Raw genomic sequence first — 16020 nt, forward strand, 5'->3', positions numbered from 1 at the left:
CGCGGAAATCGCGTGCGGCGAACGAGGGCAAGGCCGGCCCGATCTGGTTCCAGGTGCCCTGCGTCAGGGTGAACGTGCCGACGTCGATGGCGCCCGCCGCGCCGGTGGTGACCTGGCCCGCCGCCGCCGGCGTCAGGGTCAGTCCGCCATTGCGGCCCGTGATGGCGGCGTTGATCGCGATGTTGCGCGCCGCCAGCAAGGACAACGTGTTGCCACTGTCCCAGGTGATCGCCTGCCTGACGACGATGTCGCCGTTGCCCGACGAGCCGTCTCCGGTAACCAGTTCGAAGTTGGTCTGGGCCAGGCTGGTCACGATCGTGTCAGCCGACACGTTGCCGCCGTTGGCGATGTCGTCGACGATCAGGTCGTCGGGGTCGAGCAGCCATCGGCCAGTCTGCCCACCCTTGGCCTGCGTGGATACGCGAGTGGAATCCGCGATCTCGATGTGCTTCTTGCCGGAAGTCTCGACAAATCCCCCCTTGCCGCCCTGCCCGCCCTCGGCCTTGATCTTGCCCGAGAACTTCGCCGTATTCCCGGCGATGGCCACCACCTGGCCACCCTGCCCGCCCGCCGCCGTGGCCGACGCGTCGATCACGCCCGCCACCTCGACGTTGCCGCCCGTGACGGTAACCGTGCCGCCCTGGCTGGCGTGGCGCGCCTCCAGCGTGCCGGTGGACTGCACCGTGCCCGTATCGCCTGCCGTCAGGAAGATGCGCCCGCCCTTGGACGCCGTGCCCGTGGCCTTGATGACCCCCTGCGTGTTGCCCGCCAGCGCATACACGTTGCCGCCGTTGGCCCGCAGCTCGGCCTGCGCCGCTCGGATCGCCCCGCTGTTCAACGCCTCGGTATCACCGCCGCCGATCTTGACCGACAGCTTGCCGTCCGCGTCGGCCGCGTCGCGCATCAGCACTTCGTAACCCGCCGCCAGCGCCACCGTGCCGTTGGGCGCTTCGATGGTGCCGCTGTTCTCGACCCGGCGCGCAATCAGCGCCACGTCGCCCTGCGCCGAGCGGATCGTGCCCGCGTTGATCACCTGCGCCTGGCTGTCGCCCTTGAACGTCAGGTCGCCGCCGTTCATGAACTGCTGGTTGTCCACGTCGTGCGTGGACGCCGCGAACGTGCCGCCCGTATTGATCGTGCCCTTCGGCCCCACCACCACGCCCGACGGGTTGATCAGGTAGACGCTGCCCGACGACGACAGGTTGCCGTCGATGCGGCTGGCCGTGTTGCCCGTGACCCGGTTCAGCGTCGCGCCGCTACCGTTGTTGAAGCGCGCCGACGCCGCTTCGCCCACCGAGAAGCCGTTCCAGTTGATGATCGCCCGGTTCGACGCCTGGTTCACCGTCAGCGTGTTGCCCGATTGGCTGATCGTGCCGCTGCCGGCGGCGAACTTGCCGCCCGTGGGCAGGTTGCCGCCGCCGGCCGTGGCCGTCTGCGGCAGGAAGGCGCTGGCCACCAGCACGGCGCCCAGCGTCAACGTGAATGGCCGATGTCCAGGGCGAGCCGAAGCAAGACGGTTGATGGACGTGCGACGGATTGCGGTCTTGCGTGCCTGGATAGCCATTGCCATTCCTCTGGAGATGCTGCTTCAGCCTGCTTGTTGTGTCGATGAGCCCGAAGCGCGCCGCGGTGCGGCGCCTGCCGGGCAATACGTCAATAGCGCAACGTGACCCGCGCCTGTACGTTCCAGTCGCCGGATTGCGTCAGCCCGGCATCGCGCAGCGCATAGCCGAACGTGACGCCCGTGGACAGGTAGCGCGCCAGGTCGTAGTCCAGCCCCGCGCCCACGCCGCTGACGGTGGTGCGCTCCTTCGTATAGCGGTCCTTGCCCGAACCCAGGTCCACGAACAGGAACGGCGACAGCCCGTCGGCCACGCCCGTGCTGCGCGACAACACGGGAATGCCTGTCAGGCGCAGTTCGTTGCGCCACACGAAGCCGCTGTCCACGCTGACGTCGTCGAAGTTGTAGCCGCGCACCGCGTACAAGCCGCCCAGCGACATCCGCTCGGTGTCCGGCAGCGATTGGCTGGCCAGCATGCCCGAGAAGCTGCTGACCCAGCTCAGGTTGTCAGCCAACGTCGTCACTCGCTGCAGGTCCAGCGCCGGATAGGCGTAGGTGACGTCGTCGATGCGGCCGTTGGTGAAGCGGCTCCAGGTGCGCGCGTTGTTGTCCGACGCGATGCCACCGGGGTTGTACTTCAGGCGCGCATCGATCGAGGTGCGGCCATAATCGTCGGTGAGGTCGCGGTTCCAGCCCAGCACGAACTGGAACAGCTTGGCGCTGCCGCTGCCGATGTTCAGGTCGTAGAAATACGCCGTGCGCGACAACGACTTGAACTCGAAGCCGCCGTAGATATCGCCCCAGTAATGCCCCGGCAGGATGTTCGAGATGGCCGAGCGGTAGATCACCGGCAGCTCGAAGGCGCGGCTTTCGAAGGCGAAGAACGCGTTGGCGCGCTCGCGCGTGGCCACGAAGCCCGGCGCGATCTCCAGTTGCTGGCGCGGCGCGGTCGGGATGATGATGCGCGCGGCGTGGCTCAGGTACTTGGGATACTCGCCGCCTTCCAGCGACATGCGGCCCTGGCTCCAGGCGTTGTCGCTGGTGGTCAACTGGTACGACACGATGGTGCCGTTCAGGCTGGGGAACCACGCATTCGCGCCCAGCGAGTAGCGGTCCTTGCCCGTGCCTTCAGAGCCGTTGTTGGCCCAGCCGGCGAACACCTGCCACGACTTGGCCGTGGTCAGGTTCACGCCCAGGTCGCTCAGCGCGGTCTGCTCGCCCGGCTGGAATACGCCTTCGGCGCGGCGGTACGGCGTGCGGTTCAGCCAGTCCAGGTCTTCCTGCAAGGCGCCCGCGTCGATGCGGCCGCCCGGCTTGACGCGCAGGCCGCGCTGCACCAGCGCGGCCTCGGCCTGGTCGCCGCCCGCCACCGACACGCGGCCCATGTTGAATTCGATGATGCGCACCTGCAGCACGCCGCCCGTCAGTTCCTGCGGAGGCAGGGTCACCGAGACAAAGGGATAGCCGCTGTCGCGGTATACCTTGGCAATGGCGGCCTGGATGCTGCCGGCCAGGGACAGCGACAACGGCTTGCCCAGGAAAGGCGACAGCGCGGCCTGCATCTGCACCGCATCGGCATTGGCGGGCACGCCCGTGATGCCGGCCGCAGGCTGCTGCGCCACGGGCGCATCCTGGCCGATCAGGTGCACGCCGGCCAGGTCCACGCCCAATGGCGTGTCGTCCGCCTTGCCGTAATCCTGCTCATCGATGCGCAGCGGCGCGGGCGCTTGGCGCGGCACTTCGGGTTCGTGGCGTTCGATGGCGGCCTGGGCCCAGACCGATTGCAAGGGAACCGCCGCGATCACCGCGACCGCCAGAAGACGCGAACGGCGCCAGACTGCTATTTGCATGGGTTTCTTTATCTCGGTGATGCGTGTACGTGGATGTCTCAGGCTCGCGGGCTGCTGACCTTCAACCAAGGCCCCTGGCCGCAACCGGCGTCGTTTTCGTCGCAGTATTTCGAGAGAGACACGGCTCGGGACAAAGAAGCCCCTACGCGATGCCCGGGATCAGTAACCCTTATAAGCAACAAGTTCCAAAAAACATGTAAGACCCAGAAAAAAATGCCACGCATTATCGGAATAATGCGTGGCACTAGGGGATGTTGCCATCCCGACAGGTAAAAACTAGTAGAAACCCTTAATTGATCGGCTCCGTATTACAAAGTCTCGCCCGTCCCCAGAATGGCTGTGGACTGGCTGGACAGCGTGCCACCGTTGCCATGCACCAGCGCCGTCCTGGCGCCCTTGACCTGGCGCTCGCCGGCTTCGCCGCGCAGTTGCCGCACGGCCTCGATGGTGATGAACATGCCGTACATGCCCGGATGCGTGCACGACAGCCCGCCGCCATTGGTATTGACCGCCAGCCGCCCGCCCGGGGCCAGCGCGCCATCGGAGACGAACGGGCCGCCCTCGCCCTTCTTGCAGAAGCCCAGGTCTTCCAGGAACAGGATGGGGTTGATGGTGAAGGCGTCGTACAGCTCCAGCACGTCGATGTCGGCGGGCTTGAGGCCCGCCATGCCGAAGGCGATGGGGCCGGACTGGGCGGCGGCCGTGACGGTCAGGTCGTCCATGGACGAGATCTGGCGGTTCCAGCAGGCGGTGGAACTGCCCAGCACGTAGACCGGCTTGTTGGGCAGATCGCGCGCGCGGTCGGCGCGTACCAGCACATAGGCGCCCGCGCCATCGGTAACCAGGCAACTGTCGCGCACGGTGAGGGGATCGGACACCATGCGGGCGGACAGCACGTCGTCGATGGACAGCGGATCGCGCATCATGGCTTCGGGATTGAGCTGCGCCCACTTGCGCGCGGCGACGGCCACCTCGGCCAGGTGTTCGCGCTTGGTGCCGTACTGATGCATGTGCCGCGCCGCCGCCATCGCATACGAACTGAGCGGACTGAGGGGGTTGTACGGCGTTTCGTAGGGTTGCGGGTCGAGCTTGCGGCGCGCGCTGCCGATCTCGGCGCGGTTCAGCGTGGAGGTGCGCTGCGTGCTGCCGTAGCACACCAGCACCGCGTTGCACTGCCCGCTGGCCAGCGCCTGCAGCGCGGGCATGAGATGCGCCACGAAGCTGGAGCCGCCGATCATGGTGCTGTCCATGAAGGTGGGGCGGATGCCCAGATGCTCGATGACGGGCATGACCCACATGGTGGAGGCCACGCTGGCGGTGGCGATGCCGTCGATGTCCTGCATGGTGAGGCCGGCGTCGGCCACGGCGCGCTGCGCCGCCTGCACCAGGATTTCCATTTCGGTATAGCCGTGGGCCTCGCCCAGGCCGGCATGGCCCACGCCCACGATGGCGGTGGCGCCGCGCAGTTTCGGATCGATCATGCCCGGTCCTCCTGTTTGAACACCACGAGCTTGCCGTCGGGCGTGTCGACGAGTTGCACTTGTACCGCCATGCCGATCTTCACGGCGTCGGGCGCGATGCCGTCCACGCGGGACATCATGCGCGGGCCCTCGGCCAGGTCGACCAGCGCGACGTTGTAGTCGCCGCCCTGTTCGGCGCGGCGGCGCACCACGGTGGTGGAATAGACCGTGCCCTTGCCCGAGGGCGTGAACCAGTCCAGCCTGGGATCGCCGCAGTGCGGGCAGATGGCGCGCGGATAGAACACGGCCTGCTTGCAGCCCTGGCAGCGCTGGATCTGGAACTGCCCCTGCGACAGCAGGTCGTGATAGTGTTTTTCGGGGCCGACGGACGTAGCGCCCGCTGGAATGGCCGACTTCTGCGACATGGCTCGCGTCTCCTCTTGTAACCGTGCATCGATTGTGCGGCGCACGGCAAGCACGCAGCAATCTCGTTTTGCTTAGGCCGGGTTTTGCGGGGCTTAACACCGGGCTGCCGCAGCCTCCTCTCCGTGGGACGAGCGGCCGGCAAGTCATCTCATGCCGCCCGACACCATGACTTCGCCATCGCTTAACCACGCATTCTCCAAAACGGAATTGCGCCCCCATTGCGCGCCGGTCTACGTTGAGCGACACACCGGCCAGGCCGCACTCTTGCGCGCCCGCAAGCCGGGCCGGGCCCGCGTGCCGCCACGACGGTCCTGAAAAAACGGAGACAAGCATCGTGAACGACACCGCAGCAAGCGGGCCGGCACGGGCCGCCGGCGTGCCCGCACGCCATCCGCGCGCCCGGCCAAAGGGCGCCCCATGGATCTCGTAGATTGCCGGCTGGTCGTCAACATCGCCCGCTCTCAAAGCCTCACGCACGGCGGACGCGACACGTTCCTCTCACTGCCGGCAGCCAGCCTGCGCCTGAAATCCCTGGAAGGTGAACTGGGCCTGCGCCTGTTCCACCGCCGCCACAACGGCATGGAACCGACCGAGGCCGGACACGCCTTCATCCAGCATGCGCAGACCATCCTGGCCAACGTGGAGGGCCTGCACACGCATCTGCGCGGCTTCAAGGACAAGGGGCGCCGCTTCCTGCGCGTGGCGGCCAATACCTCGTACGTCACGGATTACCTGCCGCCGCTGGTGCGCGACTACCTGGCCGCGCACCCCGGCGTGGGCATCGACGTGCAATCGGCGCGCAACTGCGACATCGACGCCAGCCTGATGGAAGACCGCATCGACATCGGCTTCGTCTCGTCGTACACGGCCAACTTCTGCACCGAACCCATCGACTTCGGTCCCGACCCGCTGGTGGCCATCGTGTCGGCCGACTCGCCGCTGGCCGGCCTGGACCGCATGGACATGCGCCGCTTCGCCGCCTGCGACCACGTGGTGCTGGGCGAACAGAGCACGCTGACGTACTACCTGCGCGCAAGGCTGGCCGAGGACGGCCTGAAGCTGAACGTGCGCACCACCGTGGCCGACTACCGCGCCATCCTGGAAATGGTGGCGTCGGGCATCGGCGTGGGCGTGGTGCATGCCTCGCTGCTGCACCGCTACGAAAGCCGCAAGGTGCGCGCGGTGGCGCTGGATGCCGCGTGGTCGCAGCACCGGCGCTATGCGCTGGTGGCGGAAGGCGCGCGCTCGCAGCACTACGTCAACGACTTCCTGTCGTACGTGGTGGACCACTGGGTGAGCGCACGCCCCGGCGACGTTACGCAGGCCGCAGCGTGAACAGCGCCTGATTCTCTTGGACGGCGGCGGCCTCGCTGGCGGCGATGCCGGCGATGACGCCGCCCTGCTCGGCCTCGACCGGGATCTCCATTTTCATGGACTCGATCACGGCCAGCACGTCGCCGGGCTGCACGGTGTCGCCCGGCGCGACCTCGATGCGCAACAGCGTGCCCGAGACGGGCGACAGGATGGTGAGGGGAGAAGTTGCCATATCGTTGTCAATGCCTGTCGGTGGAGTAGGCGCTGCCCAGGAAGGCCGGATCGTCCAGCACCCGCAGCACGAAGGGAATGTTGGTCTTGACGCCCTGGATGCGCGTGGCGGCCAGCGCCTGCTTCAGACGGGCGATGCACGCGGCGCGATCCTCGGCGCGCGCGATCACCTTGGCCAGCAGCGGGTCGTAGTAAGGCGTGATGCGGTTGCCCGGACCATAGGCCCGTTCGACGCGGATGCCGTCGCCGTCCGGAAACTCATAGGCCTCCAGCACACCGCACGACGGAAAGAACCGCACCGGGTCTTCCGCGTACAGCCGCGCCTCGATGGCGTGGCCGTGGCGCTGCGGCGAGGCGCCGAGCACGTCGTCCAGCCGCGCGCCGTAGGCCAGGCGGATCTGCGCGGCCACGATGTCCACGCCGGTGATTTCCTCGGTGACCGCGTGTTCGACCTGCAGGCGCGTGTTCACCTCCAGGAAGCTGAAGCCATGCCGCGGGTCGTACAGCATCTCGACCGTGCCGATCACGTCGTAGCCGATGTCGGCCATGATGCCTTCCAGCCGCGCGGTGATGGCGGACAGCGCCTGGACCGGGATGCCGCTGGCGGGCGCCTCCTCGATCACTTTCTGGTGGCGGCGCTGCACGCTGCAGTCGCGCTCGAACAGGCAGCACACCGCGCCATGCCGGTCGGCCAGGAACTGGAACTCGATGTGGCGCGGCTGCACGGCCAACTGCTCGGCATACAGGCTGCTGGCGCCGAAAGCCTTGGCCGACACGCTGCTGGATCGCTCCCACGCGGCGGCCATCTGGTCGGCCTGGTGGATCGGCGTCATGCCGATGCCGCCCCCACCGCCCGACGGCTTGAGCAGCACCGGCAGGCCGATGCGGGCGACGGCGTCTTCGAGATCCTGCAAGCTGTGCAGTTCGTCGCTGCTGGCCAGCATGGGCATGCCCAATGGACGAAAGTATTCGCGTGCCCGGATCTTGTCGCCCAGCAAGGCGATCCAGCGTGACGATGGGCCGATGAAGGTCAGCCCTGCCTCTTCCACGCCGCGCGCGAAGCCTGCGTTCTCGGACAGAAAGCCATATCCGGGATGAATGCCGTCGCAGTCCTGGTCGATGGCGGCGCGCAGGATCGCCTGCTGGTCCAGATAGCTCTCGCACGCGCTGGGGCCGCCGATGCGCACGGCGCGCGTGGCCTGCCGCACGTAGGGCAGTTCGGCGTCGGCATCCGAATGCACCGCCACCGACTCCACGCCCAGCGCATCCAGCGCGCGGACGATGCGCGAGGCCACCGCACCGCGATTGGCGATCAGCACGCGCTTCATGGACGGGCCTCCCCGCGCACCACCAGGGCATCGACGATCACCGGCGCATGCGGGCCGCGCCGCACGCGCACGGGATTGATGTCCAGGGATTCGATGCCGTGCCTGCCATCGGCGATCAAGGCGCCCAGCCGCACCAGCACCCGCGCCAGGCCATCGGCGTCCACCGCCGGCAGGCCGCGCGTGGCCTGGAAGGCCCGCGCCACCTGCAAGCGCCCGATGGCGGCCAGCGCCTGCTCGTGCGTGACCGGCGCAGCCAGGAACTGGATGTCGTCCAATGCCTCGACCAGCACACCGCCGTGGCCCACGGCCACCACGGGGCCGAACGCGGCATCGACGTGCGCGCCCACCATGATCTCGACATCGGCCGGAACCATCTCGGCCAGCATCAGGCGCGGCGCCGGTTCGCCGTGGCGCGCCAATACCTCCAGCAACTCGCCGGCAGCCGCGCGCAAGGCTTCCCCGGTCTTCAGGCCCACCTTCACCAGGCCGTATTCCGACTTGTGGCTGATGGCGGCGCTCACGCCCTTGAGCACCACGGGCACGCTGTCCCACTGCCGCCACGCGGCCAGCACCTCGTCCACGCCGCCGCACACGGCATGCCGCACCACGGGCAGGTCCGCCTGGGCCAGCAGCGCCATGCTGGCGGCCTCGTCCAGCGCCCCGGACTCGGGCCCGGCGGCGAACGCGGCGTCCGCCTCGGCGGATGCGCCGTCCGGCGCCCAAGCCAGCCGGTCGTGGTATGCCGCCACCATGGCCAATGCCTGGACGGCGCGCCGCTCGCTGGTGAACGCAGCGATACCGTGGCGCAGGAAGCACTCGGCCGCCCAATCCTGGTTGATGCTGACCGCCGCGGGAATACCGGAGGCGTCCGAGAACGCCCGCAGCTCGCGCGCGAACTTGTCGAAGTCGTAGCCGCGCCCGCCGATCGGAAAGCCCACGAACACCAGATCGGCGTTGTCCGCCCGGGCGATGCGCTGCAGGATCTGGTTGAACAGGTCCGGGCTGCGCAACGTGGCGGTGGTCATGTCGATGGGATTGCCCGGCACGATGTACGAAGGCAGCACCTCGGCCAGCGTGGCCTTGAATCCATCATCGAACGGCAGCAGTTGCAAGCCGCACGCCTCGGCGGCATCCGCCGACAGCACGCAACTGGCCCCCGAGTTGCTGATGGAGATCAGCCGCTTGCCCGGCCGCCCGCGCGGGCCCAGGAACAACGGGGCCAGCACGGCCAGTTCCTCGAAATCCGCCACGCGCAGGATGCCGTGCTTTTCCAGGAAGGCATCCACCACGCGGTCTTCCGACGCCAGCGCCCCCGTATGCGAAGCCGCCGTGCGCTGGCCGCTCTGCGTGCGGCCGGCCTTGGCCATCAGGATAGGCACGCCTTTTTCCCGTGCCCGGCGCGCGGCCCGCGCCAGCTTGGCCGGTTGCTTGATGGATTCGGCATACGCCAGCACCAGTTGGATGCCATCGTCGGCCACGTAGGCCTCGATCAGGTCCGCCACGTCCAGGTCGGCCTCGTTGCCCGTGGCCACCATGTACTTGGCGCCCAGCCCCAACGCGTGCAATCGGGTATAGATGATCTGCGAACCCGCGCCGCTCTGGCTGACGATGCCGATGGGCGAAGGGCGCGGCTCCAGCTGGTCGATGATGGTGCCGAAATGCCCGATGGCCCCGGTGGCGAAGTTGGCCGCCCCCTGGGTATTGGGCCCGATCAGGCGCAGGTTGCCGGCGCGCGCGATGGCGGCGATCTCTTCCTGCATCGCACGGCCCTGCTCTCCCATCTCGGCGTAGCCCGAGGCGAAGATGATGGCGGCCCCCGCACCCATGGCGATGGCGCTGCGCAGCGCATCGGCGATCTGCGCCTCGGGCAGCGCGATCACCACCAGGTCGGGGCTTTGCGGCAGGTCTTCCAGGCGGGCATACGCGGGCAGGCCCTGCACCGTGTCGCGCCGCGACACCGGAAACAGCTTGCCCCGGTAGCCGTACCGTTGCGCGTATTCGATGACGCGGCCACCGGGCTTGATGGGATCATCGGACGCCCCCAGCACGGCGATGACGGCGGGATCCAGCAGGCGAGTCAGCGTGTGCGTCACTATTCGCTCCCGGTTTGCAGGTTCGCGGCCTTGGCCACTTCGGTCCATTTGGCGATGTCGCGGCGCAGGTAGTCGGACACCTCCTGCGGCGTCAGCGCCGAGCGCGTGGCGGAGATCTGCTTGAGAAAGGCCGCCGAATCCGGCGTCTGCATGCTGTCCAGCGCCGCCTTGTTCAGGAATTTCAGGATGTCCGGCGGCGTATTCGCCGGCGCGGCCAGGGCGATCCACGTGGTGGCCTCGTAGCCCGGCACGCCCTGTTCGGCGATGGTGGGCACGTCGGGCAGGATGTCGAAGCGCGCGCTGCCGGTCACGCCGATGGGCCGCAGTTGCTTCGCCTCGATGAACTGCAGCACCGAGCTGGCATCGACGAAGCCCGACTCCAGTTGCCCGCCCACCAGGTCGTTGACCTGCAACACCATGCCCTTGTAGGGAATGTGCTGCAGGTTGGCGTGCGTCTTGAGCTTGAGCAGTTCGCCCGACAGATGGGTCGAGCCGCCCGCGCCCGACGAGCCGAACGACAGGCCGCCCGGCCGGCTGTTGGCGTACTTCAGGTACTCCTGCAGGTTGTGCACGGGCACCTTGCTGTTGACCACCAGGATGTTCGGCGTGGTGACGAACAGCGCGATGGGGCTGAAGTCCTTGACCGGGTCGTACGGCAGGTCGCGGCGCACCGCCGCGCTGATGGCGAAGTGCGTGGCCGTCACCAGCACCGTGTAGCCGTCGGGATGGGCCCGCGCCACCTGCTGCGCGCCCAACTGGCCGCTGGCGCCGGGCTTGTTCTGCACGATCACCGTCTGGCCGGTCTGCTTTTCCAGGTAGGCGGCGAACCGCCTGCCGATCAGGTCCGTCAGCCCGCCCGGCGGAAACGGCACGATCACGTTGATGGGCTTGTCGGGATACCCCGCTGCCAGCACCCGCGGTGGCGCGCCGAACGCGGCGCCCAGCGCCAGGATGCCTGCCAGCGCCGTCCTGACGAAAGTTCTCTTCTGCATGCCCGTCTCCTGATCGGTATATGTGTGGTTGCAGCAAAAGCCCGGCATGGAGGCCCGCCGGGTGGCTCGATGGGCCTACGGCCGATAGCGCAGCGTCGTCATGCCCGGTTGGCGCAGCGGCGCGGCCAGGTTGGCGAAGTCGCACAGGATGGCGCGCGTGTCGCGCGGATCGATGATTTCCTCGATGACGAAGGCCTCGGCGGCGCGCACCGGCGACGACAGGCCGCGCAGGCGCTGTTCGATTTCGCGCAGCTTGGCCTCGGGGTCTTCGCTGGCGGCGATCTCGCCCTTGTAGGCCGCTTCCAGCCCGCCTTCTATGGGCAGCGAGCCCCAGTTCGCCGAAGGCCAGGCGTAGCGCAACGCATAGCGGCCCTGATGCTGGTGCCCCGCCGCCGCCACGCCATAGGCCTTGCGCACGATCATCGTGCACCACGGCACCGTGGTCTGGTAGATGGCCGACAGCGCGCGCACGCCCGAGCGCATCACGCCCGACACCTCGGCATCCAGGCCGATCTGGAAACCGGGCACGTCCACGAAGTTCACCACCGGCAGGTGGAACAGTTCGGCCAGGTCGACGAAACGGGTGAACTTGTCGGTGGTGGGCCGGTCCCACACGCCGCCGTAGTGATAGGGATCGCTGGCCAGCACCGCCACCGGCCAGCCGTCCAGCCGCGCCAGCCCGGTGACGATGCCTTTGCCCCAGTGCCGCCCGATCTCGAAAAAAGAATCCTGGTCGAACACGCTGTCCAGGATCCTGCGCACCTTGTAGACCTTGCGCGGATCGCGCGGGATGATCTCCAGCAGGGCGTCGTCGCGCCGCGTGGGCGTGTCGGTGGGTTCGACGCGCGCGGGCAGCTCGTGCACCGAGCGCGGCAGATAGGACAGGAAGCGCCGCACGCGTTCGAAGGCTTCCTGCTCGGTGGAGACCTCGTCGTCCACCACGCCATTGCGCGTGTGGATGTGGCTGCCGCCCAGTTCGTTCTTGGTGATGGGACCGCTGACGCGCGCCACCACCGGCGGCCCGGCATTGAACAGTTGCGCCGTCTCTTTCACCATCACCGAGTAGTGGCTGGCGGCCACGCGGGCCGCGCCCTTGCCCGCCACCGACCCCAGCGCCAGGCCCACGACGGGCACGCGCGTCAGGTTCTCGGCCACCAGTTGCCAGTCGCGCATCACCGGCAACAGCGTATGGCCCTTGGTCTCGATGTTCTTCACCGAACCGCCGCCGCCCGTGCCGTCCACCAGCCGGATCATGGGCAGCAGCAGGTCGTGCGACATGCGTTCGGCGTGCGCCAGCTTCTCGGACACCGCGCCATCGTTGGCGCCGCCGCGGATGGTGAAGTCGTCGCCCACCAGCACCACCGGCCGGCCATCGATGCGCGCGCGGCCCATGACCATGTTCGACGCCATGTAGGCCTTCAGCGCCCCGGCCCGGTCGTAGTCGGCGAAGCCCGTCAGGCTGCCGACCTCATGGAACGAGCCGTCGTCGGCGATGGCCTCGATGCGCTCGCGCACCGTCAGCTTGCCCGCGTCCTTATGCTTTTTGACCTTGTCTTCGCCGCCCATCCGGCGGGCCAGTTGCCTGCGATGGTGCAGCTCGTCGATCTCGGGTTGCCAGCTCATGGTCGTCACATTCCTCCTGCCGCAAGCGTGGCACCGGGGATGGGCGCGGGGCAACTTTGAATTTCAAAAGCGGAGCTAAGGCTGGAAAAACCGTGATTGCAATCAATGGCTTGCCGATGTTCTCGCGAAGGCGGCCGACGCCGTGCCCTACACGAAGCGGCATGGCGAATCGCCGCGCCGCTGCTACCATCGCGTATCGACCTCGTCTTGCCGCCCAACGTGCCGAATCCCGACCTGCGCCGCTACGCGCCCGCCACCGAACGCAACCGCCAGCCCATTCTGGACGTGCTGCGGCGCATCCTGCCTGACTCGGGCCGGGTGCTGGAGATCGGCAGCGGCACGGGCGAACACGCCGTGTTCTTCGCACAGGCCCTGCCGGGCTGGACGTGGCTGCCCAGCGAAGGGGATGCGCAAATGCTGCCGTCGATCCAGGCCTGGATCGACCACGCCGGCGCAGACAACGTCGAACCGCCCAGGGTGATCGACGTGCAGGCAATGGACTGGGGCGTCCCGCCCGTGGACGCCATCGTCTGCTGCAACGTCATCCACTATTCGGCGTGGGAAACGACGCCTGCCCTCTTGGACGGCGCGGCCCGCCTGCTGCGGCCGGGCGGCGTGCTTTACCTGTACGGCCCGTATCGCCGTGGCGGCGTGCACACCGCTCCCAGCAACGAAGCCTTCGATCACTGGCTGAAGCAACGCGACCCGGCCTTCGGCGTCCGGAACCTCGAGGACGTTCAAGCCGAGGCGGCCGGACGCGGCCTGGCCGCCGGCCCCGTGATCGAGATGCCGGCGAACAACCTGAGCGTGATCTTCACGGCTGGCTAAGACTCGTCCCGAGCCGACGCAAGCGCGGCGATGCCGCGTTGCCAGAATACGTCCCCAAAAACCGTTCCCCCTCCTAATACGGGCGATGGAGAGCCTCGGCCTGGCCTGACGGGCCGCCCACCGATGATTCGCGGTATCGGTCCGGGCATGGCGCCAACAACCCGTCCCGAAAATTATCCGAGCCCGGTCTCTCCGTCACACAAGACGGCTGAATGTAACTACACGTTGCCACCCAACAACAGACGATTCGTCTTGTTACCGCAATCCAGGTGATTTTTTGTGCAAAAAAGCGAAATAAACTGATAAAACTCGCCTTTTAGTAGAAATTTTTTTTATTAAAAAAAAGATTTGAAGTATATTGTTGTGTGAACCGTCATAGATGTGCGAACATAGTTAAGACACGTTTTGTTGTATTTGGTGTCCTTTCCTTGCAACGAAACCGGCAGCAAGCCCCGCTTTGGCTTCCCCTGCTGGAGGCAGATATGTTCGCAATCGTGAGCTTTCTTGTTCCATCGCTGATCCCCTACGGCCCGGCCCCGTCTTCCAGCAGGAAAAGGAGCCGACTCCTCCCGTAGACAAAGTCCGCACGCCGGGCTCTGCCCCCCTTTTCAATTTCCACTGCGCTTTCCCTCTCCAGCGGCCTTCGCGTGCCGCGGGCCGGGTCTTTGCGCGCCATCGATTCAGTGTCGAAGTCACAACAGGGTTTTATGTCCACCAAGCAATTCTCCGTCCGGCTGGCCAGCTGCGCCCTCGGCGTTTCCCTCGCCTTGGCCACCCTCGCCGCCGCAGCCCAGACCCAAGCCAACGCCGCTCAAGCCAGTGTCATGGTCAGCAGTGTCACCTTCTCCGGCAACAAGGCCTACACCAGCGGCCAGCTCAGCGCGATCATCGCCAATGACATCGGCCGTCCGCTGACACTCGAAGGCATGCGCGGCCTGGCCGCCAAGATCGAAGCGCATTACCACGCCCAGGGCTACCCCCTGGTCAAGGTGGTGGTGCCGCAGCAGGAGTTCGGCAACAACCGCGCCCTGCAACTGACGGTGCTGGAAGGCTGGCTCGGCAACATCACGGTCCAGAACAACCCGCGCTTCCCGTCCTACCGCGTCGAACGCGCGCTGGCCGCCGAAGGCGTGGTGCAGGGCCAGCCGTTCGCGCTGGAACAGATCGAACGCGCGCTGACGCGCCTGAACCGCCTGTCGGGTATCACGGTGACTTCGCGCCTGCAACCCGGCACGCAAGCCGGCTCGACCGACCTGTTCGTGGACGTGACCGAAGCCAATCGCATCACCGGCATGGTCGAAGTGAACAACTACGGCAGCGAGAATACGGGCCGCTGGCGCCTGATTCCGCGCGTGAACTTCGAGGACCTGACGGGCCGAGGCGACGAGCTGGGCTTCGTGGGCATGAAGTCCCTGGGCGCCGGCGACCTGAAGTACGGCTCGGTGATGTACTCCCTGCCCGTGAACGCGCTCGGCACCAAGGTGATGGGCTACTACTCGAAGGGCAACGTCAACGTCGGCAAGGAATACCAGGTCCTGGACATCAAGGGCGACAACTCGGGCTGGGGCCTGGGCGTCAGCCATGACTTCGTGCGCTCGGCCCGCCGCATCTATACGGCTGAAGCCTGGTTCGAAAGCTCGGACCTCGAACAGAAGATGCTGTCGACCACGACCTCGAAGGACGAGATCCGCAAGCTGCGCTTCGGCCTGACCTTCGACGACACCGGCCTGTCCGGCCGCACGCTGGCGCAGCTCCAGGTGCATTACGGCCTGGGCGACGCGTTGGGCGGCATGGACGACAACAGCCCGATGTCCAGCCGCGCCTATTCGCGCGCCGACAACAAGTTCACCAAGTTCACGTTCGACCTGGCGCGTATCGAGCGCCTGTCGTCGCGCTGGACGCTGACCCCGCGCCTGTCGGGCCAGTACTCGACCGCGCCGCTGGTGTCGGCCGAGCAGTGGGCCATCGGCGGCGTGTCGTCGGTGGCCGGCTACGTGCCCTCGTACTACGCCGGCGACAGCGGCTACCTGGCCAGCCTGGAAGCCCGCTTCCAGGTGTTGCCCGAGAGCAGCCGCTACCAGGCCTTCGCGCGCGTGGACCACGGCCGGATTTTCATCCGCACCCCGTTCATCAACCAGGATTCGAACGCCCACCTGACGGGCGCCACCCTCGGCGTGCAGGCGCTGCCCATCGATTCGGTGGAACTGCGCCTGGAAGTGACGACGCCGCTGGGCGACCGCGATGGCAAGGGCGAAGCCGTGTACGCGCAAGCGCGCTACCGCTTCTGATCAAGGGCAGCGGCACCGCGCCTCAT

The 16020-nt window shown here is 67.3% G+C and carries 12 protein-coding genes; 3 read left to right on the plus strand and 9 right to left on the minus strand.

Features of this window, described 5'->3' with window-relative positions:
• The 4 genes from A7W11_RS28330 to A7W11_RS26145 form a co-directional block, all read right to left on the minus strand.
• Window positions 1–1564, minus strand: a 1564-nt coding sequence (locus A7W11_RS28330) for a two-partner secretion domain-containing protein (protein WP_162270313.1), incomplete at its 3' end; no start/stop codon positions are given.
• Window positions 1565–1653: 89 nt separating this feature from the next.
• Complete coding sequence (locus A7W11_RS26135) at window positions 1654–3411, minus strand: ShlB/FhaC/HecB family hemolysin secretion/activation protein (protein WP_066421080.1); 1758 nt, start codon at window positions 3409–3411, stop codon at window positions 1654–1656.
• A 308-nt stretch (window positions 3412–3719) separates the two neighbouring features.
• A complete protein-coding gene (locus A7W11_RS26140; RefSeq protein WP_066421082.1) occupies window positions 3720–4892 on the minus strand; it encodes a thiolase in 1173 nt (390 codons plus the stop codon).
• Window positions 4889–5296 (minus strand): Zn-ribbon domain-containing OB-fold protein, encoded by a 408-nt coding sequence (locus A7W11_RS26145; RefSeq protein ID WP_082887491.1) that lies wholly within the window; start codon window positions 5294–5296, stop codon window positions 4889–4891. The genes A7W11_RS26140 and A7W11_RS26145 overlap by 4 nt, the downstream gene beginning before the upstream one ends.
• Window positions 5297–5714: 418 nt before the next feature.
• On the opposite strand from A7W11_RS26145, the gene A7W11_RS26150 reads away from it, so the two are divergent.
• Window positions 5715–6632 carry a LysR family transcriptional regulator gene (locus A7W11_RS26150; protein WP_066421085.1) on the plus strand — a complete coding sequence of 306 codons (918 nt, stop codon included), beginning with the start codon at window positions 5715–5717 and terminating at the stop codon, window positions 6630–6632.
• Here the strand turns inward: A7W11_RS26150 and A7W11_RS26155 are convergent.
• From A7W11_RS26155 to A7W11_RS26175, 5 genes are all read right to left on the minus strand, one after another.
• The gene (locus A7W11_RS26155) at window positions 6613–6843 is read right to left on the minus strand and encodes an acyl-CoA carboxylase biotin carboxyl carrier protein subunit (RefSeq protein ID WP_066421087.1); all 231 of its coding nucleotides are present in this window, start codon (window positions 6841–6843) and stop codon (window positions 6613–6615) included. The genes A7W11_RS26150 and A7W11_RS26155 overlap by 20 nt on opposite strands.
• 7 nt (window positions 6844–6850) lie before the next feature.
• The gene (locus A7W11_RS26160) at window positions 6851–8170 is read right to left on the minus strand and encodes an acetyl-CoA carboxylase biotin carboxylase subunit (protein WP_066421097.1); all 1320 of its coding nucleotides are present in this window, start codon (window positions 8168–8170) and stop codon (window positions 6851–6853) included.
• Window positions 8167–10263 (minus strand): acetate--CoA ligase family protein, encoded by a 2097-nt coding sequence (locus tag A7W11_RS26165; RefSeq protein WP_235816973.1) that lies wholly within the window; start codon window positions 10261–10263, stop codon window positions 8167–8169. The genes A7W11_RS26160 and A7W11_RS26165 overlap by 4 nt, the downstream gene beginning before the upstream one ends.
• Window positions 10263–11255, minus strand: coding sequence for a Bug family tripartite tricarboxylate transporter substrate binding protein (locus A7W11_RS26170; protein WP_066421102.1), 993 nt, complete (start codon window positions 11253–11255; stop codon window positions 10263–10265). Before A7W11_RS26170 ends, A7W11_RS26165 begins: the two co-directional genes overlap by 1 nt.
• A 75-nt stretch (window positions 11256–11330) precedes the next feature.
• Window positions 11331–12878: an acyl-CoA carboxylase subunit beta gene (locus A7W11_RS26175; protein WP_066421105.1), complete on the minus strand. Its 1548-nt coding sequence runs from the start codon at window positions 12876–12878 to the stop codon at window positions 11331–11333.
• A 219-nt stretch (window positions 12879–13097) separates the two neighbouring features.
• On the opposite strand from A7W11_RS26175, the gene A7W11_RS26180 reads away from it, so the two are divergent.
• Window positions 13098–13706, plus strand: a complete 609-nt coding sequence (locus tag A7W11_RS26180; RefSeq protein WP_235816974.1) for a DUF938 domain-containing protein — start codon at window positions 13098–13100, stop codon at window positions 13704–13706.
• Window positions 13707–14413: 707 nt separating this feature from the next.
• Window positions 14414–15994: a ShlB/FhaC/HecB family hemolysin secretion/activation protein gene (locus tag A7W11_RS26185; RefSeq protein WP_066421116.1), complete on the plus strand. Its 1581-nt coding sequence runs from the start codon at window positions 14414–14416 to the stop codon at window positions 15992–15994.
• The last annotated feature ends 26 nt before the right edge of the window (window positions 15995–16020 follow it).

Origin of the sequence: Bordetella ansorpii, from assembly GCF_900078315.1 — a bacterium.
Lineage (GTDB): Bacteria > Pseudomonadota > Gammaproteobacteria > Burkholderiales > Burkholderiaceae_B > Bordetella > Bordetella ansorpii.

Coding starts and splice junctions, on each gene's coding strand:
- A7W11_RS26185 (WP_066421116.1), top strand. CDS start 14,414: ATGTCCACCAAGCAATTCTCCGTCCGGCTGGCCAGCTGCGCCCTCGGC.
- A7W11_RS26175 (WP_066421105.1), bottom strand. CDS start 12,878: ATGAGCTGGCAACCCGAGATCGACGAGCTGCACCATCGCAGGCAACTG.
- A7W11_RS26150 (WP_066421085.1), top strand. CDS start 5,715: ATGGATCTCGTAGATTGCCGGCTGGTCGTCAACATCGCCCGCTCTCAA.
- A7W11_RS26135 (WP_066421080.1), bottom strand. CDS start 3,411: ATGCAAATAGCAGTCTGGCGCCGTTCGCGTCTTCTGGCGGTCGCGGTG.
- A7W11_RS26170 (WP_066421102.1), bottom strand. CDS start 11,255: ATGCAGAAGAGAACTTTCGTCAGGACGGCGCTGGCAGGCATCCTGGCG.
- A7W11_RS26140 (WP_066421082.1), bottom strand. CDS start 4,892: ATGATCGATCCGAAACTGCGCGGCGCCACCGCCATCGTGGGCGTGGGC.
- A7W11_RS26160 (WP_066421097.1), bottom strand. CDS start 8,170: ATGAAGCGCGTGCTGATCGCCAATCGCGGTGCGGTGGCCTCGCGCATC.
- A7W11_RS26155 (WP_066421087.1), bottom strand. CDS start 6,843: ATGGCAACTTCTCCCCTCACCATCCTGTCGCCCGTCTCGGGCACGCTG.
- A7W11_RS26145 (WP_082887491.1), bottom strand. CDS start 5,296: ATGTCGCAGAAGTCGGCCATTCCAGCGGGCGCTACGTCCGTCGGCCCC.